31 protein-coding genes are annotated in these 25,564 nt (G+C 70.9%); 14 read left to right on the top strand and 17 right to left on the bottom strand.

Translation table 11 applies throughout. The features are described from left to right. The first annotated feature begins 79 nt into the window (after positions 1-79). Positions 80-220 (top strand): hypothetical protein, encoded by a 141-nt coding sequence (locus tag ABZ441_RS21170; RefSeq protein WP_358976300.1) that lies wholly within the window; start codon positions 80-82, stop codon positions 218-220. A gap of 134 nt (positions 221-354) precedes the next feature. Here ABZ441_RS21170 and ABZ441_RS21165 read toward each other — a convergent pair whose 3' ends face one another. Further along, positions 355-1,719 (bottom strand): MFS transporter, encoded by a 1,365-nt coding sequence (locus ABZ441_RS21165; protein ID WP_358976297.1) that lies wholly within the window; start codon positions 1,717-1,719, stop codon positions 355-357. Positions 1,720-1,924: 205 nt separating this feature from the next. On the opposite strand from ABZ441_RS21165, the gene ABZ441_RS21160 reads away from it, so the two are divergent. After that, positions 1,925-2,686, top strand: coding sequence for a phosphoglyceromutase (locus tag ABZ441_RS21160; protein WP_014154899.1), 762 nt, complete (start codon positions 1,925-1,927; stop codon positions 2,684-2,686). Between the two features lie 194 nt (positions 2,687-2,880). On the opposite strand, the gene ABZ441_RS21155 is transcribed toward ABZ441_RS21160, so the two are convergent. Then, positions 2,881-3,507 (bottom strand): GyrI-like domain-containing protein, encoded by a 627-nt coding sequence (locus tag ABZ441_RS21155; RefSeq protein ID WP_358976293.1) that lies wholly within the window; start codon positions 3,505-3,507, stop codon positions 2,881-2,883. 222 nt (positions 3,508-3,729) lie between these two features. Here ABZ441_RS21155 and ABZ441_RS21150 point away from each other — a divergent pair, with 222 nt between their 5' ends. After that, the gene (locus ABZ441_RS21150) at positions 3,730-4,290 is read left to right on the top strand and encodes a hypothetical protein (RefSeq protein WP_358976290.1); all 561 of its coding nucleotides are present in this window, start codon (positions 3,730-3,732) and stop codon (positions 4,288-4,290) included. Between the two features lie 95 nt (positions 4,291-4,385). On the opposite strand, the gene ABZ441_RS21145 is transcribed toward ABZ441_RS21150, so the two are convergent. Then, on the bottom strand, positions 4,386-4,793 hold the full coding sequence (locus tag ABZ441_RS21145) for a hypothetical protein (protein ID WP_358976287.1): 408 nt from the start codon (positions 4,791-4,793) through the stop codon (positions 4,386-4,388). 375 nt (positions 4,794-5,168) lie between these two features. Between ABZ441_RS21145 and ABZ441_RS21140 the strand changes: the two genes are divergently transcribed. Next, positions 5,169-5,417, top strand: coding sequence for a hypothetical protein (locus tag ABZ441_RS21140; RefSeq protein ID WP_031093484.1), 249 nt, complete (start codon positions 5,169-5,171; stop codon positions 5,415-5,417). Next, positions 5,414-5,656 carry a hypothetical protein gene (locus ABZ441_RS21135; protein WP_358976283.1) on the top strand — a complete coding sequence of 81 codons (243 nt, stop codon included), beginning with the start codon at positions 5,414-5,416 and terminating at the stop codon, positions 5,654-5,656. The genes ABZ441_RS21140 and ABZ441_RS21135 overlap by 4 nt, the downstream gene beginning before the upstream one ends. A 21-nt stretch (positions 5,657-5,677) precedes the next feature. On the opposite strand, the gene ABZ441_RS21130 is transcribed toward ABZ441_RS21135, so the two are convergent. Beyond that, positions 5,678-6,457 (bottom strand): hypothetical protein, encoded by a 780-nt coding sequence (locus ABZ441_RS21130; protein ID WP_358976282.1) that lies wholly within the window; start codon positions 6,455-6,457, stop codon positions 5,678-5,680. Between the two features lie 178 nt (positions 6,458-6,635). On the opposite strand from ABZ441_RS21130, the gene ABZ441_RS21125 reads away from it, so the two are divergent. Beyond that, on the top strand, positions 6,636-6,842 hold the full coding sequence (locus tag ABZ441_RS21125) for a hypothetical protein (RefSeq protein ID WP_358976280.1): 207 nt from the start codon (positions 6,636-6,638) through the stop codon (positions 6,840-6,842). 37 nt (positions 6,843-6,879) lie between these two features. Here the strand turns inward: ABZ441_RS21125 and ABZ441_RS21120 are convergent, their stop codons facing one another. Next, positions 6,880-7,386, bottom strand: a complete 507-nt coding sequence (locus ABZ441_RS21120) for a YbjN domain-containing protein (RefSeq protein ID WP_358976277.1) — start codon at positions 7,384-7,386, stop codon at positions 6,880-6,882. A 31-nt stretch (positions 7,387-7,417) separates the two neighbouring features. After that, the gene (mshA, locus tag ABZ441_RS21115; protein ID WP_358976274.1) at positions 7,418-8,767 is read right to left on the bottom strand and encodes a D-inositol-3-phosphate glycosyltransferase; all 1,350 of its coding nucleotides are present in this window, start codon (positions 8,765-8,767) and stop codon (positions 7,418-7,420) included. Positions 8,768-8,958: 191 nt separating this feature from the next. On the opposite strand from mshA, the gene ABZ441_RS21110 reads away from it, so the two are divergent. From ABZ441_RS21110 to ABZ441_RS21100, 3 genes are all read left to right on the top strand, one after another. Then, positions 8,959-9,741 (top strand): class I SAM-dependent methyltransferase, encoded by a 783-nt coding sequence (locus ABZ441_RS21110; protein WP_358976271.1) that lies wholly within the window; start codon positions 8,959-8,961, stop codon positions 9,739-9,741. Positions 9,742-9,986: 245 nt separating this feature from the next. Next, on the top strand, positions 9,987-11,054 hold the full coding sequence (locus tag ABZ441_RS21105; RefSeq protein WP_358976268.1) for an NlpC/P60 family protein: 1,068 nt from the start codon (positions 9,987-9,989) through the stop codon (positions 11,052-11,054). A 406-nt stretch (positions 11,055-11,460) separates the two neighbouring features. After that, positions 11,461-12,801: a SpoIIE family protein phosphatase gene (locus ABZ441_RS21100; RefSeq protein ID WP_358976265.1), complete on the top strand. Its 1,341-nt coding sequence runs from the start codon at positions 11,461-11,463 to the stop codon at positions 12,799-12,801. Here the strand turns inward: ABZ441_RS21100 and ABZ441_RS21095 are convergent. The 5 genes from ABZ441_RS21095 to ABZ441_RS21075 form a co-directional block, all read right to left on the bottom strand. Then, positions 12,783-13,121 (bottom strand): DUF2516 family protein, encoded by a 339-nt coding sequence (locus ABZ441_RS21095; RefSeq protein ID WP_358976262.1) that lies wholly within the window; start codon positions 13,119-13,121, stop codon positions 12,783-12,785. The two genes, ABZ441_RS21100 and ABZ441_RS21095, sit on opposite strands and share 19 nt — an antisense overlap. Before the next feature lie 137 nt (positions 13,122-13,258). Continuing rightward, a complete protein-coding gene (locus tag ABZ441_RS21090) occupies positions 13,259-13,942 on the bottom strand; it encodes a hypothetical protein (protein WP_358976259.1) in 684 nt (227 codons plus the stop codon). 28 nt (positions 13,943-13,970) lie between these two features. Further along, complete coding sequence (locus ABZ441_RS21085; protein WP_358976417.1) at positions 13,971-14,480, bottom strand: helix-turn-helix transcriptional regulator; 510 nt, start codon at positions 14,478-14,480, stop codon at positions 13,971-13,973. Positions 14,481-14,676: 196 nt separating this feature from the next. Then, positions 14,677-15,402, bottom strand: a complete 726-nt coding sequence (locus ABZ441_RS21080) for a class I SAM-dependent methyltransferase (protein ID WP_358976256.1) — start codon at positions 15,400-15,402, stop codon at positions 14,677-14,679. A 122-nt stretch (positions 15,403-15,524) separates the two neighbouring features. Beyond that, complete coding sequence (locus ABZ441_RS21075; RefSeq protein WP_358976253.1) at positions 15,525-16,286, bottom strand: MerR family transcriptional regulator; 762 nt, start codon at positions 16,284-16,286, stop codon at positions 15,525-15,527. 288 nt (positions 16,287-16,574) lie between these two features. Between ABZ441_RS21075 and ABZ441_RS21070 the strand changes: the two genes are divergently transcribed. Both ABZ441_RS21070 and ABZ441_RS21065 read left to right on the top strand, forming a co-directional pair. Next, on the top strand, positions 16,575-17,168 hold the full coding sequence (locus tag ABZ441_RS21070) for a DinB family protein (protein ID WP_358976250.1): 594 nt from the start codon (positions 16,575-16,577) through the stop codon (positions 17,166-17,168). A 148-nt stretch (positions 17,169-17,316) separates the two neighbouring features. After that, positions 17,317-17,661, top strand: a complete 345-nt coding sequence (locus ABZ441_RS21065; RefSeq protein ID WP_358976246.1) for a deoxyxylulose-5-phosphate synthase — start codon at positions 17,317-17,319, stop codon at positions 17,659-17,661. A 137-nt stretch (positions 17,662-17,798) separates the two neighbouring features. Here ABZ441_RS21065 and ABZ441_RS21060 read toward each other — a convergent pair whose 3' ends face one another. Further along, positions 17,799-18,575, bottom strand: a complete 777-nt coding sequence (locus ABZ441_RS21060; protein ID WP_358976243.1) for a TetR/AcrR family transcriptional regulator — start codon at positions 18,573-18,575, stop codon at positions 17,799-17,801. Between the two features lie 96 nt (positions 18,576-18,671). On the opposite strand from ABZ441_RS21060, the gene ABZ441_RS21055 reads away from it, so the two are divergent. Continuing rightward, entirely contained in the window at positions 18,672-19,634 is a 963-nt protein-coding gene (locus tag ABZ441_RS21055) for an ATP-binding cassette domain-containing protein (protein ID WP_358976240.1), read from the top strand. Beyond that, positions 19,627-20,400 (top strand): ABC transporter permease, encoded by a 774-nt coding sequence (locus tag ABZ441_RS21050; RefSeq protein ID WP_358976237.1) that lies wholly within the window; start codon positions 19,627-19,629, stop codon positions 20,398-20,400. Before ABZ441_RS21055 ends, ABZ441_RS21050 begins: the two co-directional genes overlap by 8 nt. A gap of 46 nt (positions 20,401-20,446) precedes the next feature. On the opposite strand, the gene ABZ441_RS21045 is transcribed toward ABZ441_RS21050, so the two are convergent. The 3 genes from ABZ441_RS21045 to ABZ441_RS21035 form a co-directional block, all read right to left on the bottom strand. Continuing rightward, a complete protein-coding gene (locus ABZ441_RS21045) occupies positions 20,447-21,703 on the bottom strand; it encodes a GNAT family N-acetyltransferase (RefSeq protein WP_358976235.1) in 1,257 nt (418 codons plus the stop codon). Between the two features lie 63 nt (positions 21,704-21,766). Continuing rightward, on the bottom strand, positions 21,767-22,744 hold the full coding sequence (locus tag ABZ441_RS21040; protein ID WP_358976232.1) for an asparaginase: 978 nt from the start codon (positions 22,742-22,744) through the stop codon (positions 21,767-21,769). A 52-nt stretch (positions 22,745-22,796) separates the two neighbouring features. After that, the gene (locus ABZ441_RS21035) at positions 22,797-23,471 is read right to left on the bottom strand and encodes an ABC transporter substrate-binding protein (RefSeq protein ID WP_358976229.1); all 675 of its coding nucleotides are present in this window, start codon (positions 23,469-23,471) and stop codon (positions 22,797-22,799) included. Positions 23,472-23,586: 115 nt separating this feature from the next. Between ABZ441_RS21035 and dtd the strand changes: the two genes are divergently transcribed. Then, positions 23,587-24,036, top strand: a complete 450-nt coding sequence (gene dtd / locus ABZ441_RS21030) for a D-aminoacyl-tRNA deacylase (RefSeq protein ID WP_205018057.1) — start codon at positions 23,587-23,589, stop codon at positions 24,034-24,036. 27 nt (positions 24,037-24,063) lie between these two features. Here the strand turns inward: dtd and ABZ441_RS21025 are convergent, their stop codons facing one another. Together ABZ441_RS21025 and ABZ441_RS21020 are read right to left on the bottom strand one after the other, a co-directional pair. Next, positions 24,064-25,029: a folate-binding protein gene (locus ABZ441_RS21025; protein ID WP_358976225.1), complete on the bottom strand. Its 966-nt coding sequence runs from the start codon at positions 25,027-25,029 to the stop codon at positions 24,064-24,066. 30 nt (positions 25,030-25,059) lie between these two features. Continuing rightward, a complete protein-coding gene (locus tag ABZ441_RS21020; RefSeq protein WP_358976222.1) occupies positions 25,060-25,545 on the bottom strand; it encodes a transcriptional repressor in 486 nt (161 codons plus the stop codon). Positions 25,546-25,564: the final 19 nt, after the last annotated feature.

Genomic DNA, 25,564 nt, shown 5'->3' with positions numbered 1-25,564 from the left:
GTGAGCCATGCCGTAGGCCCGTCGTACGCATGCGCGTGCGACGTCGAGTCGTCCCCCTGCCGAACCCTGAGGAGGGACCATGGCCGATTCCCCCGTGACCGAACCCCAGCAGGAGACGCCGATCGAGGTCGTGCATCTGACCGTGCTGGGGGCCTGCGGCTGCGGCTCGGGCTGCGGGTGCGGCTGCCAGTCCGGCGCGCCGTGCCAGTGCGGTGGCTGAGTAGGCACCGCGCGAGCCCGGGCACCTGCCTGCACCCCCGCGGCGGACGTGGGTCCGCCGCGGGGGTGCCGTTGCGGGCTGCCCCTCGGACGGCCTCCCCTTACGTCCGCCCTCCCCTCAGGTCCGCCCTCCCCTCAGACCGCCGGTTCGGACGCGGCCCGCTCGGTGGCCGTGGCCGGCGAGACCGGCAGGGGCGGCGAGACCGGCAGGGGCGGCGAGACCGGCAGGGGCGGCACGGTGGCCGTGGCCGCCGGTGCGACGGGTGGCGCCGCCCCGGCGGGGGCCGGTTGCGGGAGGCTCAGGTTCCGCATCAGCAGCCAGTAGCCGACCGCGGCCATCGTGCCCAGCACCGCGCAGGTCCTCCACAGCCAGGCGGCGCCGTAGTGGTCGATCACGAAGCCGGACATCAGCGGGGCCACGAGCGCCGCCACCGACCAGGACATCGTGTACACGCCCTGGTAGCGCCCGCGGCCGTGCGCGGGGGACAACTGCACGACGATGCCCGTCTGCGTGGGCGCGTTGACGATCTCGGCCAGCGTCCAGACGCACACCGTCAGCGCGTACGCCCCCACCGAGCCCGCGAAGGCGGTCAGCCCGAATCCGTAACCCGCGACCAGGGACGACAGGATCAGCAGGAGGCGCGGATCGCGGTGCTGGATGAACCGGGTGACGGGGATCTGGAGGACCACGATCAGCACACCGTTGACGGCGATGGCCGTGCCGAAGTCCGAGCTGGACAGTCCGTCCGTGCCCATGGCCACCGGCAGACCGACGTACCCCTGCTGGAAGATCAGCGCGACCAGGAACGACAGTCCGACGACCCCCATGTAGCGTCCGTCGCGCAGGACCGTGGTCAGCCTCACCGCGTCCGGTGCGGGGGCCCCGGCAGCAAGGGGCCGCGCCTCGGGCCGGGACTCCGGCACCTTGAGGAAGACGACGACGGCGCAGAGCAGGGTCAGCGCCGCTTCGCCCATGAAACCGGCCAGATAGCTGTACTCGGCGATGAATCCCGCTCCGGCCGACGACACGGCGAAACCCAGGTTGATGGCCCAGTAGTTGAGCGAGAAGGCCCGCACCCGGTCCTCGGGCCGGACGATGTCGGCCATCATCGCCTGCACAGCCGGCCGGGACGCGTTGCTGGCCATGCCCACGACGAAGGCAACGCCCGCGATCGCCACCGGATGGACCATGAAGCCGAGCACGGCCACGGACACGGCGGTCGAGAGCTGCGCGATCAGCATGGTCGGGCGGCGCCCCAGCCGGTCGGTCATCACCCCGGCACCCAGCGAGGACACGACTCCGCCGAGCCCGTGGAGGGAGGCGACAAGACCGGCGTACGAAGCCGAGTACCCCCGGTCCAGGGTCAGATAGAGCGCCATGAACGTGGCGATGAACGCCCCGAGGCGGTTGACCAGCGTGCTGGTCCACAGCCACCAGAACTCCCTGGGGAGACCGGCGACCGTCTCGTGTGCCGCCTTTCTGAGACCGGCGACAGACATGGGACTACCCCCCGAGGACATGCGCGTACGGAACGGACGCCGGCCTGTGTAAGCGGCCCGGCTGCTGTACGCACGTTACGAACGCAGCATCCGCAGCCGCCACTCAATTGACGCCCCCCGTCAATCGTCACGCCCCCCAGCCGCCGCCGGTCCGCCCTGTGACCGGACGAGCGGAGGCCGGACGGGTTCGATTACGCTCGGACCCATGGCCGACGCACCGTACAAGCTGATCCTCCTCCGCCACGGCGAGAGCGAATGGAACGCGAAGAACCTGTTCACCGGCTGGGTGGACGTAGACCTCACCGACAAGGGCGAGAAGGAGGCGGTACGCGGCGGTGAGCTGCTCAAGGACGCCGGCCTGCTCCCCGACGTCGTGCACACCTCCCTCCAGAAGCGCGCGATCCGCACCGCCCAGCTCGGGCTGGAAGCCGCCGACCGCCACTGGATCCCCGTGCACCGCTCCTGGCGGCTGAACGAGCGCCACTACGGCGCCCTCCAGGGCAAGGACAAGGCCCAGACGCTCGCCGAGTTCGGCGAGGAGCAGTTCATGCTCTGGCGCCGCTCGTACGACACCCCGCCGCCCGCCCTCGAGGACGGCACCGAGTTCTCGCAGAGCGCCGACCCGCGCTACGCGACGATCCCGCCGGAGCTGCGCCCGCGCACGGAGTGCCTCAAGGATGTCGTCATCCGCATGCTGCCGTACTGGTACGACGGCATCGTCCCGGACCTCCTCGACGGCAAGACCGTCCTGGTCGCCGCCCACGGCAACAGCCTGCGCGGCCTGGTGAAGCACCTGGACGGCATCTCCGACGACGCCATCTCGGGCCTCAACATCCCGACCGGCATCCCGCTCGCCTACGAGCTGGACGCCGACTTCCGCCCCCTGAAGCCGGGCGGGACCTACCTCGACCCGGACGCGGCGAAGGCTGCGATCGAGGCCGTGAAGAACCAGGGCAAGAAGAAGTAACACGCCCGCAATGAGCCCTCCGCCTGCGGTTTCGCCGCCGGGTGGGGGGTTCGTTTCTGCCCTGGGACCGTCGCTGGGCCCTCAGCCGCTGGTGAGGCTTGCTGATCACCTTCTGAGTTCTTCCGGTCGTGCGGCAAGTCCTGTTCTCCAACCTCGCTCGCCGGCATCGGCCTCCGCTGGCACGCCGCCGCCACTCAACCGGATTGCGCTTCTACGGGCTGCCGCAGAACTGTCCTGAGCTTGGCGGGGTCGGCCCTGCGCGGGTCGCTGAGGTAGATCTCGTGGTGCAGCCCCGCCTCCCGCAGGCTGTTGGCGGGTAGGTACTCACGGTGCAGCCTGGTCAGGATCGGTGTCTCGTCGTCGTAAGGGCCGAGATGGAGGACCTGCGCGCTGGCGCCCTCGTGCAAGGTCTCTGACCGAACATCCGGAATAGCCGGAAGGTTCTTCTTCGTCAGGGCAGTGTGCTTGGCAGCTTCGATCATGTCGCTGGTGATCCAGCCGGGGACGTTGATGAGCAGTCTCCATCGCCAGTTGTCCTTGCGCCTGGCCAAGAAGTCGTCCATGTCGTCCGCCCACCACAGCCCCTCAAGTGGGCCCACGACGAAGTCCTTGCAGAGGTCGCCCTTGCTCGCGAACTTCACCGTGTAGGCCACCGCGTAGAGCGCCTCGACCGCGCGGCGGTACGTGGCGCTCGTGTTCGGGTCGCCGTGCCCGTCGAAGGCGAGGAAATGGAGCTCGGGGATGTCGATGAGCTCCCAGTCGGTGTTCTTCGGCGAGTAGCATTTCTTGAGCTCGCGCTTGACGTCGTATTTGGCGGTCATGCCGGGGGGCCTTCCTGGTAAGTGACTGTCATTCCGGATCAGCGGGTTCTCCAGGCTGCGGTGACCTCGGGGCGTTCGACAAGGCGGCGACAAGGGGCGAGCCCCACGTCCGAGCCTCGCATCAAGGCCATCGCGTCCTGAGGCGTCTTCGGTGGCCGTCCGTAGCGCACACGGCGTCAGCCACGCCTGCGACCAGATTCCGCCGATCCCGGACTTCCGCCGATGTCAGCACCGACCATCTGCTATGAAACGGCCATGGATGCTGCGCTGGTCGGCCTTGCGGGTACAACGGTGGGTGCAGTGACCGGATTTGCCGGCGCGTGGCTCGCACAGCGTGGACAGCTGCGTATGCAGCAGGAACAGCGGAATCACGCAGAACAGATCCGCTGGCTGGATGACAAGAAGGGACTTTATCGGGACCTCTTGATCGCCTTGTACGGATGGCACGACTCGCTCGCCTCCATCCAGGGAGACGAGGACGACGGCAAGTTGTCCGAGTTTCGCTCGACAGCTCACAAGTGGCTCGTAGAGGCCTCACTCATCGCCGACGATGAGGTCCGTTCCGCAATGAACGCCGTACACCGTGCGCTGCTCGACGTACAGCCCGCGATATTCGACGGCACTCCCGTGACGGATACATCGCCCCTTCAGCCCGTGCAGGACGGTCTCACCGTGCTGGAGGACGCGTTGCGAGCTGAGCTCGCGATGCCCGGTCGGGTGGTTTCACGCAGGCTTCCGGCCCCCCGTCGGGGAGCTCAGGAGGGGGCTGCGCGGCGCGAATGACACCTGTTCAGCTGCTGACCGTCACGGCCGGAGCGAGTGCCCCGCCTGGGCCGACTCCGGGCCGTCCGAGGCGTCGGCACCGGCAGGCCTCCCCCTCAGGGCGTCCGTCCGTCCGGCTCCTCGTGCGGCATGACGACGACCTGGTGCTCGTCCTCGTAGATGACCCGCCCGGGACTCGCCGATTCCACCCGTCGGCAGTCGACACCGTGTGCCGCGAGGAGCTCCAGATACCCGTCCACCCGCTCCACGAGATCGTGCGCCGAGGCCTTGAACCACGCCACGGCGCCGGGGTGGAGATCGCGATCGTAGACCGCGGGGTCGACGTGGGCGGGGTTGGTGTAATTGGCGTCGTACCAGTCGTTGTTCGTACGCCAGAAGCGGTACTGGTCCGCGGTCAGCCTGCCCTGCCGCGCCAGTTCGTTGGCCATGACGAAGACCCCCGGGAAGTGGCCGCGGGGATGTTTCACCGTTCCCTCGAAACGGATGTACGGCGCACCGGGCATGTAGGGACCTCCGTGTCGGCTCTCCAACAGCTCACACGGATACTCCCACCCCGCCGGGGACCGGGCGGCGGCCTGGGCCGGTGTACGGACAACAGCGGCGGCCCGGTGTGCTGTTCGCGGGCCGATCGAGCCCAGCGGTCGTCCGCCCCTCCAACAGCGTTGCCTGCCAGCCCTGTTGGACGAACCCGTGACTCCACCGCGTGGTCGGGCCGCGCCTTTCGGTCCGTGTCTCGCCCGGATCACCGCGGAGTGGGTCACCCGGCCGGATCGGCCCACCGGCTAACGTGGCGTTCACACCCGCCCGTTACCCGGTGTGCACACCCCGGCGGCGCGGGCAGACGGGCTCGGAAAGCAAGGAGATCGGGGAGAGCGATCATGGGCGAGTCTCTGAAGACCTTCGTCGGCGGCACCGAGGTCGAGGTGCCCAACAGCATTCCGGCGATCCGTGCCGCGCTGCCCGAGGAGAGACGCGAGGAGTTCGACCACGCGATCAACGAGGCCGGGGTGCACGAGATCCAGGCCGTGATGCGGCACTGGATGCTCGAGTCCGTGCCCGATCCCGAGGCCGAGCAGATCCTGGACCGGCTGGCTCAGGACGAGGCCGAGAGGCGGAACGTCGCTTGAGTTTCCGTATCTCCTTCGCACCGCCCGCCGACGACAGTCTGGCCAAGATGCGCGACGGCGACTCGTTCCGGGACGAGATGGCGCGCACCCTGGGCCTCGACCCCTACGGACACGCCTCGACCGCCGTGAAGCGCGAACGCGACCGGCGCGAGGCGACGGTGTCAGGCGCCATCGTCCTCTACTACGTCTCCGGGTCCGTGCTGACGGTCACCGTGGTCAGGCTCGTACCGCTGCCGTGACCCGGAGAGGCGGTAGGTGTCTCAGCCGAGCTTCTCGACCTGGGCGTCGATCACCGCGGTCGGCCGCTCGAAGTCGGCGTCCGCACCGGTCTTGCCGAGGTTGAGGGAGAAGAACGTGGCGATCGTGCCGCCCTGCCGCACGCTCACGAGCTTGAAGGGGGCCGCCTCGTCGCCCTCCCCCATCTGCACCCGCCAGGCGAGGGCCTCCTCTCCGCCCGTCACCTTCTCCTCGGTCAGCTTCGTGACCTTCTGCTTCGAGCCCTTCACGGACAGGGTGAACCCACCGGTGGCGCACTTGGCAGCGGAGTCACGGAGCTCGGCGAAGCTCTTCGCCGCGCCGTCACCGTCGTACGAGGCGAGCGTGACCAGCGACGACGTCACATCGAGCATGCCGGCGAGCAGGTCCTCGGGGTCGGCGGACTCGTCCTTCTTGGGCTCCTGGACGACCTTGCGCCCGGCGTTCCCTACCGGGTCCCCCCGCTTCACTCCGTAGAAGGCGAAGCCGATGGGCTCGCACTCCTTCTTGTCCACGGTGACGTCCTGGGGCTGCGCGATGTCCTCGGGGCCGGTCTTCGTGATCTTGTAGCCCGCTACGTCGCCCTGTTCCAGCGACACCTTCTCCAGCTCGGCCGACGTCAGCGCCTTGACCGCGGCGGGCTTGGCGGAGGAGTCGTCCTTCCCCGCCGAGGCGCTGTCGTCGCCCTTGGCATCCGAGTCGGAGCCGCCGCAGGCGGTGGCGAGCAGGGTCAGGGAAGCCACAGCGGTGGCGAGGGCGGTACGGCGTGCGAGGGTGGCGCGCATGGTTCGTTCAACTCTCCGTCCGAAGGAGCAACAGCCCTTCCCTGCCGAGTGATGCGGTGTCGGCGCGGGAGGGCTCTCGCGATGCCGCACACTCTACGATCGGACACCTGTCCGATGATCGCCCCGCCGGTCACGGGATGTGATCGTGACTCCGCTGTGATCACTCTGTGAAGTCCCTGTGGCGGTCGTCCCCGCCGTCGAGCCCTGGGGGCCCCGCCGTGTCCGTCGACGCGACAACAGCCGTGCTGCGAGCGTCGGTGTCCACCGGCCGGCGCCCCTCGAGCGCCTCGCCGGGGGCACGTACAACGCCGTCACCCGTGTGGCGTTCGAGGACGCCTGGAAGGCGGTGGCGCCGCGGCTCTTCGCGGCGCAGGAGCGGCTGTAGCCGACTCCGCACGGGTCTCAGGAGGCCGGCCGCCCGCTCACGACGGGCGCTGCGTCAGATGCGTGAAGGCGTCCAGATTGCGGGTCGATTCGCCGCGCTCCACCCGCCAGGCGTACTCCTTGCGGATCGCGCTCGCGAAGCCCAGTTCGAGCAGCGGGTTGAACGCCCCGTCCGCCGCCTCCAGGACGGCGCCCAGGAGCCGGTCGAGCTCCTCGGGCGTGACGACCGACAGCGGGAGCCTGCCGACGAGATAGATGTCGCCGAGCTGGTCGATGGCGTAACTCACGCCGAAGAGGCGCAGGTTGTGCTCCAGGAGCCAGCGGTGCACGGCCGCGTCGTTCTCGTCCGGGTGCCGGATGACGAACGCGTTGAGGGAAAGGGAGTGCTGCCCGACACGCAGCGAACAGGTCGTGGACAGCTTGCGCGTACCGGGCAGCTTCACGACGTAGGTGCCGGGCTCGGGGTTCTCCCATTCGAGCTCCGCGTCGTTCAGCGTCGTCTCGATGACCTGCGCCGCTGCTGCCTCGTCGGATACGTCAGCCATGCTGCGAGCGTACGACAACGCGCCCCGGTGCTCAGCCGTGGTGCGAGCGGGCGCGGCGCCGGTGGTCGTGCATGGCCGCCGTGTACACGTCGGCGGTCGCCGCCGCGGCCGTGTCCCAGCCGAACGACCGGGCGTGCGTGGCCGCGGCCTCGCCCATCCGGCCGGCCAGCTCGGCGCTGTCCGCGAACCGGCCGAGCGCCTGTGCGTACGCCTCCGGATCGTGGCCGGGGATCAGGAAGCCGCTGACGCCGTCCCGTACCGCGACGGGAAGTCCGCCCACCGCCGCCGCGACGACGGGTGTGCCGGCGGCCTGGGCCTCGATGGCGACGAGCCCGAAGGACTCGCTGTACGAGGGCATGACCAGCACGGACGCCGCCCGGAACCAGTCCGCGAGCTGGTCCTGACCGACCGGCGGGTGGAACCGCACGACGTCGGCGATACCCAGGCGCGCGGCCAGCTTCTGCAGGCCCTCCGGCTTGGCGAGTCCACTGCCGCTGGGCCCTCCGACGACCGGTACGACGATGCGCGAGCGCAGCGAGGGGTCGCGGTCCAGGAGCACCGCGACGGCGCGCAGCAGCACGTCCGGGGCCTTGAGCGGCTGGATGCGGCCCGCGAACAAGGGGATCAGGGCGTCCTGGGGCAGCCCCAGACGGGCGCGGGCCGCCGCGCGGCCGTCGCCGGGGCGGAACCGGTCCAGATTGACGCCGGGGTGCACGACGGCGACCGCCGCCGGGTCGGCGTCGTAGAAGCGGATGAGTTCGTCCGCCTCCCCTGCGGTGTTCGCGATGAGCCGGTCGGAGGCGTTCACGATCTGGGTCTCGCCGATGACACGCGCGGCGGGCTCGGGGGCGTCACCCTGGGCGAGCGCGGCGTTCTTGACCTTCGCCATGGTGTGCATGGCGTGGACGAGGGGCACGCCCCATCGCTGGGCGGCGAGCCAGCCGACCTGCCCGGAGAGCCAGTAGTGGGAGTGGACCAGGTCGTAGTAGCCGGGGCGCTGCCCGGCCCAGGCCTGCATCACGCCGTGGGTGAAGGCGCAGAGCTGCGCGGGCAGCTCCTCCTTGGCGAGGCCTTCGTACGGCCCCGCGTCGACATGCCGGACCAGGACACCGGGCGCCATGTCGACGGTCGGGGGCAGCCCGCCGGTGGTGGCCCGGGTGAAGATCTCGACCTCGACACCGATCGCGGCGAGGCGCCGGGCCAGTTCCACGATGTAGACGTTCATGCCGCCGGCGTCGCCGGTGCCGGGCTGGTGCAGCGGAGAGGTGTGCACGGAGAGCATCGCGACGCGGCGTGGCCTGCGCTGCCCGGCGAAACCGCCCGGGAAGCGGATACGGGGCGCCGCAAGACTGCTGCCGAGCCGGGAGACGTACTGGCTCACAGGTCCGCTCCTCCTCGCTCAGGGCATGGCACGCACGGGGCGCACGGCCCCTCGACAGGCCAGAACAGTGGAACCCGGTCTTTCATTTCCACTTTGCCAAATCATTGCGATACCTCAGGTGCGCCGGAGGGCATCCGGTACTCCCGGGTGGTCCGCGGGTGCCCGTCGGCGCTTCGCATACGCTCCCTCCCATGCACCAGCGCCCCATCGGCACCGCGACCCGCGGGACGACCAACCCCAACCGGCTGCGCCGCATGGACCGCTGGATCGCCGCCACCCACGGCCCCGCCCTCCGTCGCAGCGAGGCGCCCGTCGCGGTCGACCTGGGCTACGGTGCCGCGCCCTGGACCGCCGTCGAACTGCTGGAGCGGCTGCGCGCCGCCGAGGCGCGTACGACCGTCGTGGGCGTCGAGATCGACCAGGCGCGGGTCGCGGCTGCGAAGCCGTACGAGCGCGACGGCCTCACCTTCGTGCACGGCGGCTTCGAGGTCCCCGTGTCCGGCCGGCCGGCCCTCATCCGGGCCGCGAACGTGCTGCGCCAGTACGACGAGGCCGAGGTCGCCGAGGTCTGGCAGCGGCTGTGCTCCCGGCTCGCCCCCGGGGGACTGCTGGTCGAGGGGACCTGCGACGAGATCGGCCGCCGGCACGTCTGGGTCGCCCTCGGACCGGAAGGGCCGCGCACCGTCACGTTCGCGACCCGGCTCGGCTCCTTGGACCGCCCCTCGGACCTCGCGGAGCGCCTGCCGAAGGCCCTGATCCACCGCAACGTGCCGGGCGAACCCGTGCACGCCTTCCTGCGGGACCTCGACCGCGCCTGGGCCACGGCCTCCCCGTACGCCTCGCTGGGCGCGCGGCAGCGCTGGATCGCCGCCGTCCGGGCGGTTTCCGCCGACTGGCCCCTGACGGACGGTGTACGGCGCTGGCGGCAGGGCGAGATCACGGTCCGCTGGTCCGCGCTGCGGCCCGCGGTGTGAGGCCCCTCGGGTGAGGCGAGGGCGGGCACCGCGGGCCGGCACCGCGGTATCGATCGGGGGACCTGACCGGGTCCGGGAACGCGGGCGGATCTCCGTTCGTCACCTGTGTGACGGGGAGAGGGGCGCGGACCTCTGTTGCTTTAAGGGACAACATGGCACGATCGCGTCGTCACCTGAACGTTACTGACGGTAAGTCAGATGTGCGCGATACGGCTTTCGTTGCCATTCGCCCGGAGGGGGAGCTTGTGAACCGACGCCACTGTGCCGCTGCCGCGATCACCCTGGTCTGCGCGATGGCCCTGCTGACAGCGCCGGTCCAGGCCATGGCCGCCCCGGTGCCCGAGCCCGGCCCGACCGCCACCGCGCCCGCCGTCGGCGGGAAGAGCCTCGAAGAGGTCCGCGAGGAGATCGACACCCTCTACCGCAAGGCCGGGGCGGCCACGGACGCGTACAACCTCGCGGAGGAGCAGGCCGAGAAGCAGTCCGGCGAGATCGCGCGGCTGACCAAGGCGATCGCCGACGGCGAGGCGAAGATCGCCGAGCTGAAGGACCGGGCCGGCGCACAGGCCCGCGAGCAGTACCGCACCGGCGGCCTCCCCCCGGGCGCCCAGCTCATGCTGAGCGGCAGCCCGGACCTCTTCATGGACGGCGTCAACCAGGCCAGGCAGGGCCAGCAGGCCACCAAGGGCATGCTGACGGAACTGCAGCAGGCCCAGGAGGACTTGGAGACCTACACGCAGGACGCGAGCCTCAACTGGGAGAAGATCGAGGCCAACCGCGTCAAGCAGGCCAAGTCCAAGAAGAGCATCGACGCCCAGATCGCGGCGGCGGAGAAGATCGAATCGCAGCTGGCCAAGGAGGAGCGCACCCGGCTCCTCCAGCTGGAGCGGGACGCCGCGTCCACGGCGCAGGCGGCCTGGCTCTCCTCCGGCGCGCTCAAGGACATCAACCGCGAGGCGAGCGCCGCCGGCAAGCGGGCGGTGGCGTTCGCGACGGCCCAGATAGGCAAGCCCTACGTATGGGGAGCCGAGGGGCCCGGTTCGTACGACTGCTCGGGGCTGACGTCGCAGGCCTGGGCCGCGGCGAAGCAGCCGATCCCCCGGACGTCGCAGGAACAGTGGCGACAGCTGCCCCGCATCCCCCTCCGGGACATGCGCCCCGGCGACCTGATCATCTACCACGGCGACGCCAGTCATGTCGGGATGTACGTCGGCGACGGCTCGATCGTGCACGCCCCCCGGCCCGGCCGGCACGTCACGCTGACGGGCGCGGGAACGATGCAGATCCTGGGCGTGGTCCGGCCGGACAAGTAAGCACCGGGAGCGTGGCGGTAGCCGCGCCGGACGGCACGCGACGCCCTCCCCGGGACGGCAGGTGACGGCTTGTGGAGGGCGGCACCCGATGCCCGGCCGGGGACGGCGCGTGACGCCCCGTGGAGGGCGGCAGGTGACGCGCGCCGCACCCCGCGCCGGAGAACGACGCGGCACATGTGTACGACGCGTGGCGAGCGCGTGATGTTCGTCATGGCCTCATGTCCGTTTCATGCGCGTCGATCACGCCGGATCCGTGGTGGGACGCGGCTTATGGCCGCAGGGACGGCTGAGGATGATCGCCAGGCGCCATTCCGTTCCCCTGCCGCAGACCGCTATCGTCCCCGTCGGCGGTTCGTCGTTCGTCGTCCCGCCGCGCCCTCGGGGGAGGGAAGGAAACCCGAAACCGATGCCCGTACCCGTACCGCAGCAACGTGCCGTTCCCGCTGCGGAAACCACTCATGGCGCCGACCTCACCCTCCTGGTGATCGAGGACGACCCTGCGGGCACCTTCGCCGTTCCCGAGCCGTCGTCCACCACCGGAGCACGGATCCGCGTCCGCACCGCCCGCAACCTCACCGAGGCCGGCCGGCTGCTCACCGACGACGTCGACTGCATCCTGCTCGACCTCGACCTGGCGGCGGCCTCACTGCCCGCCGGTGCCCGGACCGAAGGCGAGGCCGGTCTCCCCGACGATCTCGCCACCCTCAAGCACGTCCTGCGCATCGCGCCGCGCCACGCGGTCCTGGCCCTCACCGCGGAGGACGACGCCGAGCGGGCCGCCGAGGCCGTGCGCGTCGGGGCCCAGGACTATCTCTTCCGCGGCGAGCTCGACGGACGCCTCCTCAGCCGCGCCATCCGGTACGCCGTGGAGCGCAAGCGCGCCGACACCGCCCAGCACCAGCTGACCGAGTCGCGGCTGCGCGCCCAGGAGAACGCCCGGCTGGAACGCGGGCTGCTGCCCACCCCGCTCCTCGACGGCTCCGACCTCGCCTTCGCCGCCCACTACCGGCCGGGCCGTAGCCGCGCCCTGCTGGGCGGGGACTTCTACGACACGGTCCGCACACCCGACGGCACGGTCCACGCGATGATCGGCGACGTCTGCGGGCACGGCCCCGACGAGGCGGCGCTCGGCGTCGAGCTGCGGATCGCCTGGCGGGCGCTCACCCTGGCCGGGCTCTGCGGCGACGCCCTGCTCTCCACGCTGCAGCAGGTCCTGGAGCACGAGCGGCAGAGCGAGGAGATCTTCGCGACGCTCTGCACGGTCGACATCGCGCCCGACGGACGCCGCGCGGGCCTGTGCATCGCGGGCCATCCCGCGCCGCTGATCGCCCGTCATGGACGGGCCGCGCACCTGCTCCCGTACGAGGACGGCGGGCCCGCCCTCGGACTGCTGCCGCACGCCCGGTGGCCGCGCCGGCAGGTCGAGCTGGGTGGCTCCTGGAGCCTGATGATGTACACCGACGGTCTGATCGAGGGGCGCGTCGGTGGGGACGGTACCCGGCGGCTGGGGCAGGACGGCATGGTCGCGATGATCAACGGGCGGCTTGACCAGGGCCTCGGCGGAGAGGCCCTGCTGGAGGCCGCGGTCACGCAGGTGCAGGAGCTGAACGGCGGCGAGCTGACCGACGACGTGGCCGTACTGCTGCTGGAACGCGACGAGGCCCGGATACACCGGCGGGGCAGGAACGCATCGCGTTCCCGCCCCGGTGCCGCCTCGTCGGCGGGTGCTCAGCGCCCGCCGTTGTAGGGGCCGTACGGTCCGTCGCTGCTGGAGCCTCCGCGGCGGCCGCCGCTGCCGCCCGATACGGCCTTGATCGCCGGCCTCACGTCCACCATGAAGACGATGGACGCGATCACGCCCGCGATCTGCAGGAACAGGATCGGAATGACGAGGTTCACGAAGACGGTGACCCCGAGGATGATCAGCCAGAAGGACTTCTTCTGCTTGTCCGCGGCCCGGTAGGCGTCCTCGCGCGCCGTCACGGCGAAGACCAGCGCGACCACGGCCAGGGCGAGCATGGCCAGGTACAGCAGCTGGAGGAACGAGCCGAATGCTTCGAGCAACACGGTGAGCACCGCCTAGTCAGTGGATGAGCGCCTCGCGGCAAAGGTACCGGGACAACGACCCGGGCACCCCCAAAGGTGCCCGGGTCGCTCCCCCCTGCAATCCCGGACCGCTTCCGCGGTCCCAGAACCGCCTCCGTCTACTTCCCGGACTGCGGGGTCGTCTTCTTCGCCACCGGCTTGCGCACGGGCGCCGGCTTCTTCGCCGTCGCGCCGGGCGCGGCCTTGGACTCGGCGGCCTTCGGCGCGGGCTTCTTCGCGGCGGGTGCGACCGGCTTCGCGCCGGACGCCGGCTTCACCGAGCCCGCCGGCCTGGCGGGAGTCACGGGCTTCGCCGGCGCCTCGGACTTCTGCTTCGGCACGGACTTCGGCTCGGCCTCGACGACGGCGGCGATCTCTACGATCTCCTCGGCCGTCTCGCCGCGCCAGGTCCGTACGCTCTGCTCGCCGCGCTCGGCGACCTTCTCGTACGTCTCCCGGGCCCGGACCGCGTACTCGGCGGCGACACCCACGCTCCGCAGCGCCAGGTCCTGGGCGGTCTCGCCCCACTTCTTCAGGTCGGTGTCCAGCGTCCCGAAGACCTCGGTCACCTTCGCCTGCACGGTGGCCTGAGCCTCCTTGGCCTGCGTGGTGACCCGCTCCTGCACGGCCTTCGGGTCGGTGTTGCGCACGGCCTCGATCCGCTCGGGCGCCTCGGCCCGCAGCTGCTCGATCAGGCCCGGGACCTTGCGCGCCTGCTCCACGGCGAGGTCCGCCGTGCCGGCCGCGAAGTAGAGGGGGGTGGGGTCGGTGAGGGTCTTACGCAGGTCATCGGTGATGGCCATGACTGTGGTCCTCCCGGATCATCAGAAGTCAGTTCGCTTGTGGGTCTGCATCACTGCCGCCGGCCGTGCGGGGGCCGCGGGCATCCGGACCGGCGCCGTTCGCTCCTCCGGCACCGCTTTCCGCGTCGGCATCGATTCTGCTCTCCGCATCGGCGGCTCCGTGGAACTCGCCGCCGGTGTCGGGCGCGACCTCGAAACCGTTCTCCCGGCGGAAGGAGTCGTAGATCTGCAGAAGCACGCTCTTCTGCCGCTCGTTGATCGACGGATCGGCCAATATGACCGCTCGCGTCTCCAGCTCCTCCCGCTCCCGCTCATCGAGGATTCCGGCCCGCACATAAAGCGTCTCGGCCGAGATCCGCAGGGCCTTGGCGACCTGCTGCAGCACCTCGGCGCTCGGCTTGCGCAGACCGCGTTCGATCTGGCTGAGATACGGATTGGACACCCCGGCGGCGTCGGCGAGCTGCCGCAGGGAGAGCTGCGCGGTACGCCGCTGCTCACGCAGGTACTCGCCGAGATTGCCGACGTTGAGTGATGCCATGGCTCGATGGTGCACCACCCTTGCTAACTTTTGCAAGCGGCTGCTTGCAAAAGTGTTCCGCGCCACCCGCGCGGCGAGCTGAGCCTGCACACGATGACTGTCCGTTCCCGGTGCTCGTGAGGGTTCCCGCTGGATCTGCTCGGCGAAGTGACCGAGTCCCGGTCAATCTGCACGGCGAGGTCTCTCGTGGGCCGAGCTACGGACGTCGCGCGACGAAGACAAACTCCTTGCCCGGCCTGTCGGGCGCGTCGCGTACGTCCTCCACCACGTACCCCTGCGCGATCAGCTCCGTCTCGACCTCCTTCCGCTCACGGAAGCGCAGGGTGGAGTCCGACGTCATCACCTCCCCGTCGGCAGCGAACACATAGGTCCAGCGGAACGTCACCAGCGGCTCGCTCACCTCGATCACCTGGACCCAGCTTTCGACCGGGCCGACATCCGGGATCTCCGTCACGCGATATGAGGCTTCGCGGTTCCACTCCTCCCAGGCGCGTCTGGCTGGGTCCCGGGTCTCGAACACCAGACGGCCACCAGGCTGCAGTGCTTCGTACGCGCCACGCAGGGTCTCGCGCCATGCCTGCGGATCAAGAATCTGCTGGGCGGCGTTCGCGGTCATGGTCGCCAGGTCGACCCGCATCGGCGGAAGTGTCGTGGCATCGCCACAGATCCAGCGCACTCGCTCGCCGCCCCGCTTGACCCGGGCCACGTCGATGGACGCTTGAGCGGGATCGACACCCACGACGTCGATCTCGCGTTCTGCCAGCAGAAGCGCGAACACGCCTGTTCCACAGCCGATGTCCAGCACGTGACGTGCTCCGAACTCCTCCGTCATCTGGACGTACGCGTCGAGATCGCCGCGATCGGGGTCGAGTGGGTCGTAGAGCGCGGCGAGCCGTGGATGTCCAAAACATTCGTCTGTCATGCGGCCGAACGTAGGGGCCGCTGAGCTCGGACGCCTACTCAGTTTCGCCACGTGCCGGACTCGATGTTCACGAGGAGAACGGGCAGCACCTCGGTCCGCCCGAGGTGCTGCCCATTCCTGGGTCAGCTGAGCCGGGCGGTGACGTACGCCTCGATGGCGTCCCGCTGGTACGCGGCCAGGCCGGGTGCGATCGCCTCGTACGCCGCGCGCCACGCCTCGTTGTCCACGCAGGAGCGTCCGATGGTGCGGTACTCCTCTGCGGACACGGGTCGCAGTTCGGTCAGAGCCTGGTACTGGGCATCGATCTGCGCCTGTACGGGCTCGGCGTCGGCCGGGTGGTCGGCTGCCATCAGGTCGGCCAGCAGGATCATCTGTGTCGTGCGCTCGCGCTGCCCGGCCTCGATGTCCTGCGGGGTCATCACTGCGACCCGTCGGGCGACTTCCTCGGCATGCCCGGGAAAGTCACGCAGGGTCTCCTGGTACTGAGAAGGCTGGATGCCCTCGAACAGGTTCTCCGGTCGGTTGACAGCGGTCATGGGTGTGCCGTCCTTCCTGGACTGCTCCAGTTCGGCGATCGTGCGGGAGACGGTGCCGGCCAGAGCGTCGAGCCGGTCCCGCTCGGCGAGCAGTCGGCGGTGGTGTCCTCGCAGGGCGTCCACCTCATCGATCTGCTCGGCCAGGATCCGGCCGACCTCGGGAATCCCCACGCCCAGCGCTCGCAGGACGAGGATCTGCTGCAGCCGCAGCAACTGGGGCTCCTCGTAGTAGCGGTGGCCGTTGAACCCGGTCCTGGCAGGCGGCAGCAGGCCGACCTCGTCGTAATGCCGCAGGGTCCGGGCGGTCACGCCCGACATACGCGCGACCTCCGCAATCGGCCAGTCCATCGCCGCCTCCCTCACGTTCGCGTCACCAAGCCGGTCTCTCCGGCCCTGTTCAGGACGGTAGAAGCTGCCGCAGCGGCAACCGCAAGCCCGAAAGCCCGGGCTCACCCGGTATCTGCTCTGCGACTACGCGGAAAACGCCCATGACAGACCCAGATCGAGGACGGTTACTGCGGAAACCCGTGAACCTTTCGCTGCCGCCCTACCTGCTCGGTGCCTCCCGGACCGCCGTCAAAACGCTGCCCGCTCCCGCGAACAGAGCCGGGGGAGTTCCACGGGCAGACTGGTCCCATGACCGCCCCTGATGCCAAGGCCGACCTCCACCTCGCTCTGCAGTGGGCTCGCGACGCCCTGCTGTGGAAGCTCGAAGGACTCTCGGAGTACAACGCGCGGCGCCCGCTGACCCCGACCGGCACGAACCTCCTGGGCCTGGTCAAACACGTGGCCGGTGTGGAACTGGGCTATCTCGGCGACACCTTCGCACGGCCGTCCGGCGAGCCGTTGCCATGGCTCGAGGACGAGGCCGACGCCAATGCCGACATGTGGGCCACCGCCGGCGAGTCACGTGAGCGGGTCGTGGGACTCTACCGCCGGGCATGGGCACACGCGGACGCCACGATCGAGGCGCTGCCCCTCGACACGGTCGGCACGGTGCCGTGGTGGCCCTCCCACCGGGCCGAGGTGACGTTGCATCACGCCGTGCTGCGCGTGATCACCGACACGCACCGGCACGCCGGGCACGCCGACATCCTCCGTGAACTCATCGACGGCGCCGCGGGATTCCGTGAGGACAACGGCAACCTGCCGCCGGGCGACGCGGCCTACTGGGAGGGGCACCGGAACCGGCTCGAACACGCGGCGCGCGAAGCCGACCGGGACGCGTGACGCCACCGCGACGAGGGACGTCCGCACCGTGGGAGCACCCGCGGTGCGGACGCCCCTGACCGCCGGGTCGGGTGGCCGTGGCGCGGGCGCCGGACGGTGCCGCGTACAGCCGATCGAACAACCCGGTGCCGCGGCCTACCCTTGCCGTATGCCGGAGCCCAGAACCTCGTACGTCTGTCTGCCGTGCCGCGCCTCGTACAAGCAGCCCTACGACAGGGAGAGGGCGGACCGCGCCTGTCCTCGCTGCATACGGGCGCTGATCCACGTCGGGTCGGCCTTCGCGGCGCCACGTCGCCGGGACACCGCGGCATGGCGTGCGCTCTCGGTGCTGCTGCACGCCGGCGTCCGCTTTCACAAGAACTGCTGCGGCGGCGGCCCGGGCTACCGGCCGCGCACGCTGCGCGAGGTGAAGGAGCGGTTGGCGTACGCCCAGCGCACCGGAGAGCCGTTCGCGCACGCCCTCCTCCGGGCGGAGCTCCCCCGGTCCGGCTGACCAAGGAGCTCTCCCCGTCCGGGCGGTGACCGGCGAACGCTTACCGACGTGCAGGCGGGCCCGGCCGGCGCCACCGTGCCGGAAGCGCCCGTCGGCGGGCCGCTCCTCGTGCTCGCGCGGTCCCGGATCCCCCGCACTCACGACTCCGCGCCCTTATCGATGAGCACCTCGACGCCGTCCAGCACCCGCTCGAGACCGAACACGAAGTCGTAGTCGGGTTCGTCCGGCTCACCCATGGCACCGGAGGACAGCAGTCTCGACAGCGCCGGATGGCGGGCGGGGTCGATGAGTCGCTGCACCGTCCGCTCCCACTGGCCCATCACCTCCTCGGCCGAAGCGCCCTTCGCCTCGACGGCGGCGGCGATATCACTCATGAGCAGGGCCTCGTTCCGCACGAAGCCGGAGACGAGGAGGATGACGGAGATCTTGTCGCCCTCGCGCAGTCCGCTGCCCTCCAGCACCTGCAGGCCCTGTTCCCACCAGGCCACCGAATGCGGACTGGCCGGCGGCCCCGCGATCGGGATGCGCAGGGACCACAGGTTGCGCCGGAACATCCCGCGCTGCGCCCACGCCCACTGACGTAGCCCCTCCCGCCAGCCTGCCCCCTCCTCCAGTGCGGCCAGGGGCTCAGGGGCACCCATCGCCGCCTCCTGCATGAGGACGTACAGCTCCTCCTTGGCGGAGACGTAGCGGTAGAGCGACATCGTGGAGGCGCCGAGTTCCTTGGCGACCCGGCCCATCGAGACGGCCGGAAGGCCCTCCGACGCGGCCACCGACACCGCCGCGTCCACGATGCGGTCCAGAGTCAGGCCGGGCTTGGGGCCCTTGACCGGACGTTCGCGCAGTCCCCATGCGGCCTCGATGCTGGCCGGCAGGCCCGTACCGCCCGACGACGCACTGCTGTTCTCCGTCACCCGAAGCCGCCTTTCCCGGTACTGGCTTGCCACCATCCTAGGTTTGCGTAATGCTTACGCAGTAACGCGTATGTCATACGCAGAAGGGGGACCGCCATGAGTACGGCCATGAACGACGTCATGATCGAGGCGCACGGCCTGACCAAGTCCTACGGGAGACCAGGCACCCGGGTCCTCGACGGCGTCGGCCTCCGGGTCGCCCGCGCCGGGATCCACGCACTGCTCGGCCCCAACGGCGCGGGCAAGACCACCACCGTGCGGATCCTCGCCACCCTCGCCACCGCCGACTCCGGCACGGCGCGCGTCGCCGGGTACGACGTCGTCGCCGACCGACGCCTGGTGCGCCGCGCGATCAGCCTGACCGGGCAGTTCGCCGCCGTCGACGAGACCCTGACCGGCGAGGAGAACCTGCGGATGATGGCGCGTCTCTCCGGCCTGACCCGCAGCCAGGCCCGTCGGCGCGCCGAGGAACTCCTCGTCCGCTTCGGCCTCACCGAAGCGGCCCGCCGCCAGGCCCGTACGTACTCGGGCGGGATGCGACGCCGCCTCGACCTCGCGGCCGGGCTGGTCGGATCACCCGAGCCCGGCGTCTTCTTCCTCGACGAGCCCACCACCGGCCTCGACCCGCGCAGCCGCCGCGAGCTCTGGCAGGTGGTCCGCGACCTCGCGGGCCGGGGCGCCGCGGTCCTGCTCACCACCCAGTACCTGGAGGAGGCCGATCAGCTGGCCGACCGGATCACCGTCCTCGACAAGGGCCGCGCCGTCGCCGAAGGCACCCCGGAGACCCTGAAATCACGGGTCGCCGGACACCGTCTCGACCTCGTCCTCCACAGCCGCGAGGCCTACCTCCGGCTGGCCACCCGCGCCGTCCACCACTCCCCCGAGACCCTCACCCTGGGCATCCCCACGGACGGGACCGCGACCCACGCCCGCACCCTGCTCGACGAGATCGACCCGCACCGCACCGAGATCGACCGCTTCTCCGTGCACAGCGCGACCCTCGACGACGTCTTCCTCGCCCTCACCGCCGACAGGACGGAGGCACCGGCCCATGTCTGACGCACCCGGAGCGCTGACCCACGCCTCGGTCATGACCGGCCGCAGCCTGCTCATCAGCCGTCGCAACGTCGACGCCGTCATCACGTCGATGATGCTGCCGATCATGCTGATGCTGATCTTCGTCTACTTCTTCGGCGGCGCGATCGACACGGGCACGGCATACGACTCGTACGTCATGTACGTCGTCCCCGGCGTCCTGTTCCTCTGCGCCGGCTTCGGCTCGGCCACCACCGCGGTGGCGGTGAGCGAGGACATGAAGGGCGGAATCATCGACCGCTTCCGTTCCCTGGACATCGGCGCGATGCCCATCCTGGCCGGCCACGTGGTGGCGAGCACGGTACGCAACCTGGTCTCGACCACGCTGGTGTTCGCCGTCGCCCTGCTCATCGGCTTCCGCCCCGCCGCCACCCCCGCCGGCTGGCTGGCGGTCACCGCCGTGCTGCTCGCCTACATCGTGGCCCTGTCCTGGATCTCCGCCGCGATCGGCCTGCTCGCCCGTACGCCCGAAGCGGCCGGCGGGTTCACCTTCTTCATGTCGTTCCTGCCCTACCCGAGCAGTGCCTTCGTCCCGGTCGACAGCATGCCGGGCTGGCTCCACGGCTTCGCCGACCACCAGCCGGTCACCCCGGCCATCGAATCGCTCCGGGGCCTCCTCCTGGACCAGCCGGTGGGCGACGCCCCCTGGACCGCGCTCGCGTGGGCCGCCGGGATCCTGGTGATCGCCCTGATCCTGTCGAGGGTGCTGTTCAGGGTGCGGACACAGTGATCCCGGGGCGCTTCGTGAACCATCGACGCCCCCAGGAGCCCGCCCGTCAGAACACGTCCGGGCACCACGCACGCCGTGGCGCCCGGAACACCACGTCCGCCTCGGCCGCCGCGCCCACGCGGTGTTCGTCGAGCCGGCCCAGGGCGGCCAGCCGCACCGGCGACTCGTCGCCCAGGCAGAGCGCGCCCAGTTCCGCCACGTCCAGCGTGAGGTCGGCGCTCCGTGTCGTGGGGACGCAGGAGGCGCCGGACGGTGAAACCTCCAGCAGGAACCGGCCGCCCGCCAGGCCCCCGGCGTCATGGACGTCCAGGACCAGTGCGCTCCCGGTCGCGTACGTACGCGCCTCCAGCGCCGCGGGTACGTCGAGGACGCGCAGCCACAACCAGTCCGCCTGGGTCACGACGCGGGCGGCACGCGGGTCCGGGAGGAGGAGCGGGAGCAGGTCGTCCGGGGCCCGGTAGCCGGTACGGACCGTGGTGATCCAGTCGATGGAGCACACGAACCGCCACAGGGACCGTTCCGCCGCCGGGGTCGCCGCAATCAGGCTGCTCACCGTCGCCGTCTCGCGCGGCTGCTTCCGGTCGCCCCAGTGGTCGTCGGCACGGTAGACGACCAAGCCGTCCACCTCCCCGTCCGGCGACCGGTACACCGCGTAGAACGGCTCGCTCCACGTCTCGTGTTCCGGGACGTCCACGCCGGTGTTGCGCTGCCACCAGCGCTCGTCGCGGGAGACCACGCCGTGCTGCCGGGCGGCGACGCGGCCGTGGAGTTCGGGGCCCAGCTTGCGCACGTCGGCTCCGTCGACCAGTTCGATCCGGCCGCCGTCCGCCTCGGACGGGACCGGCGCGCGCGGGTCCAGGCCCGCCCGGGGTACGTCGATCTCCCACTCGGTGATCCACGCGGCCGGACCGAAGCCGTACCGCCCGTAGATCGGGTACTCCGCCGCGATCAGCGAGGCGAGGACGTCGCCGCGCTCCTTCGCAGACGCGAGGTCCACGGCCATCATCCGGTTGAGCAGCCCCCGGCGGCGGTGCGTGGGGGTCACGGTCACGGCGGTGATGGCGTCGGCCGGCACCCTCGCCCCGCCCACGACGGTCAGTTCCTGCGCGAAGGACCGGAACGTGGCCACACAGCGCCCGGCGTCGAAGACGCCCTGGACACGGCCGAGATCGGTATGGGCCAGGCGCAACGCGACCTCCTCCTCACCGGGCACCCCGGCCGACGCCCGGACGAAACCGGTCCCCACGGCGCGCAGCCAGTCGGGGAACTCGGCTGCGGAGACGGTGCGTGGATCAAGGCTCATGCCGCCCACGCTAGGCGCAGGGAGTTCGGAATGTCTCCCGCATTTCCGCAGCCCCGGCGTCGCTCAGAACGCCGCCCGGATCCCGCCCACCTCGACGGCACCGCCCAGCAGCGGCGCCCGCCCGATGCGGGACACCACCGGGGCGTCGACGCCCAGCAGTTCGAGGGAACGGGCCAGGACCGGGCCCAGGGCGCGGGTGGAACCGTCGTCGATCTTGAAGGCCAGCGCCCGCCCGTCCGGCAGCGCCACCGCCTGGACCGCCTCCGCGCCCATCTTGGAGAGCGCGCCCGGCACCTCCCGCATCAGCCAGGTGTCCGGCCGCCGCGTGCCGGCGACGTACTCCGGGTGCGCCCGCATCGCGTCCGCGACCCGGCGCTCCGCCGTGCCCGGCTCCGCCAGGACGAACGCCCGGAACGCGCGAGCCAGCCCCACCAGCCCGATCGCCATCAGCGGCGCGCCGCAGCCGTCGGTGCCGATCGCCGCGACGGGTTCGCCCGCCGCCTCCGCGACGACCTCGCCGACCAGGCGCTGCAGCGGATGGGACGGGTCGAGATAGGTCGCCGTGTCCCATCCGTTGCGCAGGCAGACGGCCAGCATCGCCGTGTGCTTGCCGGAGCAGTTCATGGTGATCGGCTCCCGCACACCCCCGGCGGCGAGGTACGCCTCGGCCTCGACCGGGTCCAGTGGAAGATCGGGCGGCGTCTGCAGGTCATCGGCGTCGAGCCCGTGCTCGGCGAGCATCGTGCGCACCAGGTCGAGGTGGAAGGGCTCCCCCGAATGGCTCGCGGCGGCCAGTGCCAGCCGCTCCCCCGAGAGGTCGAGACCGGCCCGCAGGATCGCGGCGGCCTGCATCGGCTTGTTCGACGAACGGGGGAAGACCGGGGCCGCCGGGTCACCGAGCGCGAACTCCACGCTCCCGTCGGCGGCGAGGACGACCAGCGACCCCCGGTGGCTGCCCTCGGCGAAACCGGACCGCACGACCTCGGCCAGGACCGGATGCACGGAGGGCGAGGACGAGAACGGGGCTGTGGAGGAGGTCATGGGGTGGGCGGCCTTCCGGGGGCGGGCGTGACCCACCCCCGGAAGGGTCGCTTCAGGCGAGCAGGTCCTCTACTTGTGCTTCCCCGTCACGGTACCTGCGGGCGATCTCCGCGCTGCAATCGTCGACGGTCCGCTGGAGCCGGTGACGGCGCCGGGACACCTGCCGCTCGTAGCGGACGAGGCGCCCCATGGCGGTGAGCAGTTCCTCGTCCGTCCGGGCAACGAGGTCGGACAGCTCGACCTCCGCCAGCGTGTCCGCCGCCAGCTGCCGGTACTCGTCGCTGCGCGGCGTCGTGAGGGTGACGTGCCGGACCGAGGAACGGTGGAGGGACGGGGTGTCGGCGAGGATCTCCGAGAGCCGGTCCACCACGGGCGACTCGGGGCCCGCCCGGCGGGCGAGTTCGGCCCGGAGGATGTCGATGCGGCCCTGGACCAGACGGCGTACGTAACTGAGGTCCGCCTCGTCGCGTTGGGCGTCACGGCGCAGCGTGCGCAGGTCCGGCAGCCGCAGCCCGCCGAACTCCGGCTGGAGACGAACGGAGGCCAGCCCTTCGGCCGCACCGCCCGCGGTCTGCCCGGGCACGGAGACGGTCCCCGGCACCTGCACGGGGGGCGCGGCCGGCTGGCCGGGGGCGTCACCGGTCCGCTGCACCGGGGGCCGCAGGCCGGCGGCCGTCTGTGTCACTGGTACGGCACCGGGTGATGGCCCGGTTCCACGTGTCGTCATGTTGTTCCGTCCCCTCGACCGGTGCGTCGGCACACCGACATCGTGCATGGTGTCACTACGCAGGGTGTTCACGCAGGTGCTCTGTACCCGTTCGGCCCAAGATAGGTTGGTCTGTATGCGTGCAGTGATACAGAGAGTGGACGGCGCGAGCGTCACCGTCGCAGGCGCGGCGGACGATCCGTCGGGGACCGGGACGGTCGGCGAGATCGTGGGCGAGGGCCTGTGTGTGCTGGTGGGGGTCACTCACGGCGACACCGCGGAGAAGGCGGCGCAGCTCGCCCGCAAGCTGTGGACCCTGCGGATCCTGGAGGGCGAGAAGTCCTGCTCGGACGTGAACGCGCCCCTTCTGGTCATCTCGCAATTTACTCTCTACGGGGACGCCAGGAAGGGCCGCAGGCCCACCTGGAACGCCGCCGCGCCGGGCGAGATCGCCGAGCCGCTGGTCGACGAGGTGGTGGCACGGCTGCGCGCGCTGGGCGCGCAGGTGGAGACGGGCCGGTTCGGGGCGGAGATGCGGGTCTCGCTCACGAACCACGGCCCGTTCACCGTGCTGGTCGAGGTGTAGCGGCGGGGCGCACCACTCGCGGCTCCCCTACGGCTCGACGACCGTCTCCTGGGCCGCCGCGGTGTCCCCCGCGAGCAGTTCCGCGTCCACCGCCACGTTCCGCTTCACCAGTGCGAGGGCGATCGGCCCCAGCTCGTGGTGACGGGCCGAGGTGGTGACGAAACCGAGCTGGCGGCCCTCCTCACCGTCGGCCGCGAGACGGACCGGTGTCCCGTGACCGGGGAGATGGACCTCGCTGCCGTCGAGGTGCAGGAAGACGAGGCGGCGCGGCGGCTTCCCCAGGTTGTGGACACGGGCCACCGTCTCCTGGCCCCGGTAGCAGCCCTTCTGGAGGTGCACGGCACTGCCGATCCAGCCGAGCTCGTGCGGGATGGTGCGGTGGTCGGTCTCGAAGCCGAGCCGCGGGCGGTGCGCCTCCACGCGCAGCGCCTCGTACGCCAGGATCCCGGCCACGGGTCCGTGCCCGGCGGCATACGCCTCCAGGTCGGCCCGGGGCAGGAAGAGGTCACGGCCGTGCGCCGTCTCCCGCACGGCCACACCGTCCGGGACCTCGGCGATGGAACCGGCCGGAAGGTGCACGACGGCGTAGTTCTCCGTACGGTCGGCGACCTCGACCCGGTAGAAGAACTTCATCGACTCCAGGTACGCGATCAGCTCGCCCCGGGTCTCCGGCTCGGCGTGCATCCACACCGTCGCACCGTCGTCGACCAGATAGAGGGCGTGCTCGATGTGCCCGTTGGCGGAGAGGATGAGCGCCTCCGTCGCCTGGTGCGGCGCGAGGTCGCTGACGTGCTGGGTGAGCAGCAGATGCAGCCAGCTCAGCCGGTCGTCACCGGTGACCGTGACGACCGACCGGTGCGAAAGGTCGACGAGACCGCTGCCGTCGGCGAGTGCGCGTTGCTCACGGAACAGGTCGCCGTAGTGCGCGGCGACGCCTTCGTCGCGCCCCTCGGCGGGGACGGCGCCGGGCAGGGACAGCAGGGGGCTCTTCATGCGACCAGCGTACGACCCGGACGGCCGTGCCTACCGCGGGCTCCCGGGTTCCTCCGCCGGCCCGGCCTCCGCCGGCCCGGCCTCCGCCGCCTCCGCCGCCTTCGCCGTGCAGTCGGTACAGCGCCCGAAGATCGCGAAGTGCTTCATGTCGGTCTCGAAGCCGAAGGCGCCCCGCAGCTTCGCGGTGAAGTCGGCGACCACGTCGACGTCGGCCTCGATGACGTTCGTGCAGTCCCGGCAGACGAGGTGGATGTGGTGGTGGCGATCGGCCAGGTGGTACGTCGGGGCGCCGTGCCCGAGGTGGGCGTGGCTGACCAGCCCGAGCTCCTCCAGGAGCTCCAGGGTCCGGTAGACGGTGGAGATGTTCACGCCCGACGCCGTCCGGCGCACCTCGCAGAGGATGTCGTCGGGTGTCGCGTGCTCCAGGGCGTCGACCGCCTCCAGGACAAGCTGACGCTGCGGCGTCAGCCGGTAGCCGCGCTGCCGAAGATCGGTCTTCCAGTCGGTGCTCACCACAGGCCCAGTGTAGGGCGGA

Source organism: Streptomyces sp. NPDC005752 (assembly GCF_040630715.1).
Taxonomy (GTDB): Bacteria; Actinomycetota; Actinomycetes; order Streptomycetales; family Streptomycetaceae; genus Streptomyces.
This window is presented reverse-complemented; position numbering and strand designations above follow the sequence as displayed.

Bases quoted from the DNA above. Each gene is read 5' to 3' on its own strand.
- ABZ441_RS21170 (WP_358976300.1), top strand. From the start codon at position 80: ATGGCCGATTCCCCCGTGACCGAACCCCAGCAGGAGACGCCGATCGAG.
- ABZ441_RS21165 (WP_358976297.1), bottom strand. From the start codon at position 1,719: ATGTCTGTCGCCGGTCTCAGAAAGGCGGCACACGAGACGGTCGCCGGT.
- ABZ441_RS21160 (WP_014154899.1), top strand. From the start codon at position 1,925: ATGGCCGACGCACCGTACAAGCTGATCCTCCTCCGCCACGGCGAGAGC.
- ABZ441_RS21155 (WP_358976293.1), bottom strand. From the start codon at position 3,507: ATGACCGCCAAATACGACGTCAAGCGCGAGCTCAAGAAATGCTACTCG.
- ABZ441_RS21150 (WP_358976290.1), top strand. From the start codon at position 3,730: ATGTCAGCACCGACCATCTGCTATGAAACGGCCATGGATGCTGCGCTG.
- ABZ441_RS21145 (WP_358976287.1), bottom strand. From the start codon at position 4,793: ATGCCCGGTGCGCCGTACATCCGTTTCGAGGGAACGGTGAAACATCCC.
- ABZ441_RS21140 (WP_031093484.1), top strand. From the start codon at position 5,169: ATGGGCGAGTCTCTGAAGACCTTCGTCGGCGGCACCGAGGTCGAGGTG.
- ABZ441_RS21130 (WP_358976282.1), bottom strand. From the start codon at position 6,457: ATGCGCGCCACCCTCGCACGCCGTACCGCCCTCGCCACCGCTGTGGCT.
- ABZ441_RS21120 (WP_358976277.1), bottom strand. From the start codon at position 7,386: ATGGCTGACGTATCCGACGAGGCAGCAGCGGCGCAGGTCATCGAGACG.
- ABZ441_RS21110 (WP_358976271.1), top strand. From the start codon at position 8,959: ATGCACCAGCGCCCCATCGGCACCGCGACCCGCGGGACGACCAACCCC.
- ABZ441_RS21100 (WP_358976265.1), top strand. From the start codon at position 11,461: ATGCCCGTACCCGTACCGCAGCAACGTGCCGTTCCCGCTGCGGAAACC.
- ABZ441_RS21090 (WP_358976259.1), bottom strand. From the start codon at position 13,942: ATGGCCATCACCGATGACCTGCGTAAGACCCTCACCGACCCCACCCCC.
- ABZ441_RS21085 (WP_358976417.1), bottom strand. From the start codon at position 14,480: ATGGCATCACTCAACGTCGGCAATCTCGGCGAGTACCTGCGTGAGCAG.
- ABZ441_RS21080 (WP_358976256.1), bottom strand. From the start codon at position 15,402: ATGACAGACGAATGTTTTGGACATCCACGGCTCGCCGCGCTCTACGAC.
- ABZ441_RS21075 (WP_358976253.1), bottom strand. From the start codon at position 16,286: ATGGACTGGCCGATTGCGGAGGTCGCGCGTATGTCGGGCGTGACCGCC.
- ABZ441_RS21070 (WP_358976250.1), top strand. From the start codon at position 16,575: ATGACCGCCCCTGATGCCAAGGCCGACCTCCACCTCGCTCTGCAGTGG.
- ABZ441_RS21065 (WP_358976246.1), top strand. From the start codon at position 17,317: ATGCCGGAGCCCAGAACCTCGTACGTCTGTCTGCCGTGCCGCGCCTCG.
- ABZ441_RS21055 (WP_358976240.1), top strand. From the start codon at position 18,672: ATGAGTACGGCCATGAACGACGTCATGATCGAGGCGCACGGCCTGACC.
- ABZ441_RS21050 (WP_358976237.1), top strand. From the start codon at position 19,627: ATGTCTGACGCACCCGGAGCGCTGACCCACGCCTCGGTCATGACCGGC.
- ABZ441_RS21045 (WP_358976235.1), bottom strand. From the start codon at position 21,703: ATGAGCCTTGATCCACGCACCGTCTCCGCAGCCGAGTTCCCCGACTGG.
- ABZ441_RS21040 (WP_358976232.1), bottom strand. From the start codon at position 22,744: ATGACCTCCTCCACAGCCCCGTTCTCGTCCTCGCCCTCCGTGCATCCG.
- ABZ441_RS21035 (WP_358976229.1), bottom strand. From the start codon at position 23,471: ATGACGACACGTGGAACCGGGCCATCACCCGGTGCCGTACCAGTGACA.
- dtd (WP_205018057.1), top strand. From the start codon at position 23,587: ATGCGTGCAGTGATACAGAGAGTGGACGGCGCGAGCGTCACCGTCGCA.
- ABZ441_RS21025 (WP_358976225.1), bottom strand. From the start codon at position 25,029: ATGAAGAGCCCCCTGCTGTCCCTGCCCGGCGCCGTCCCCGCCGAGGGG.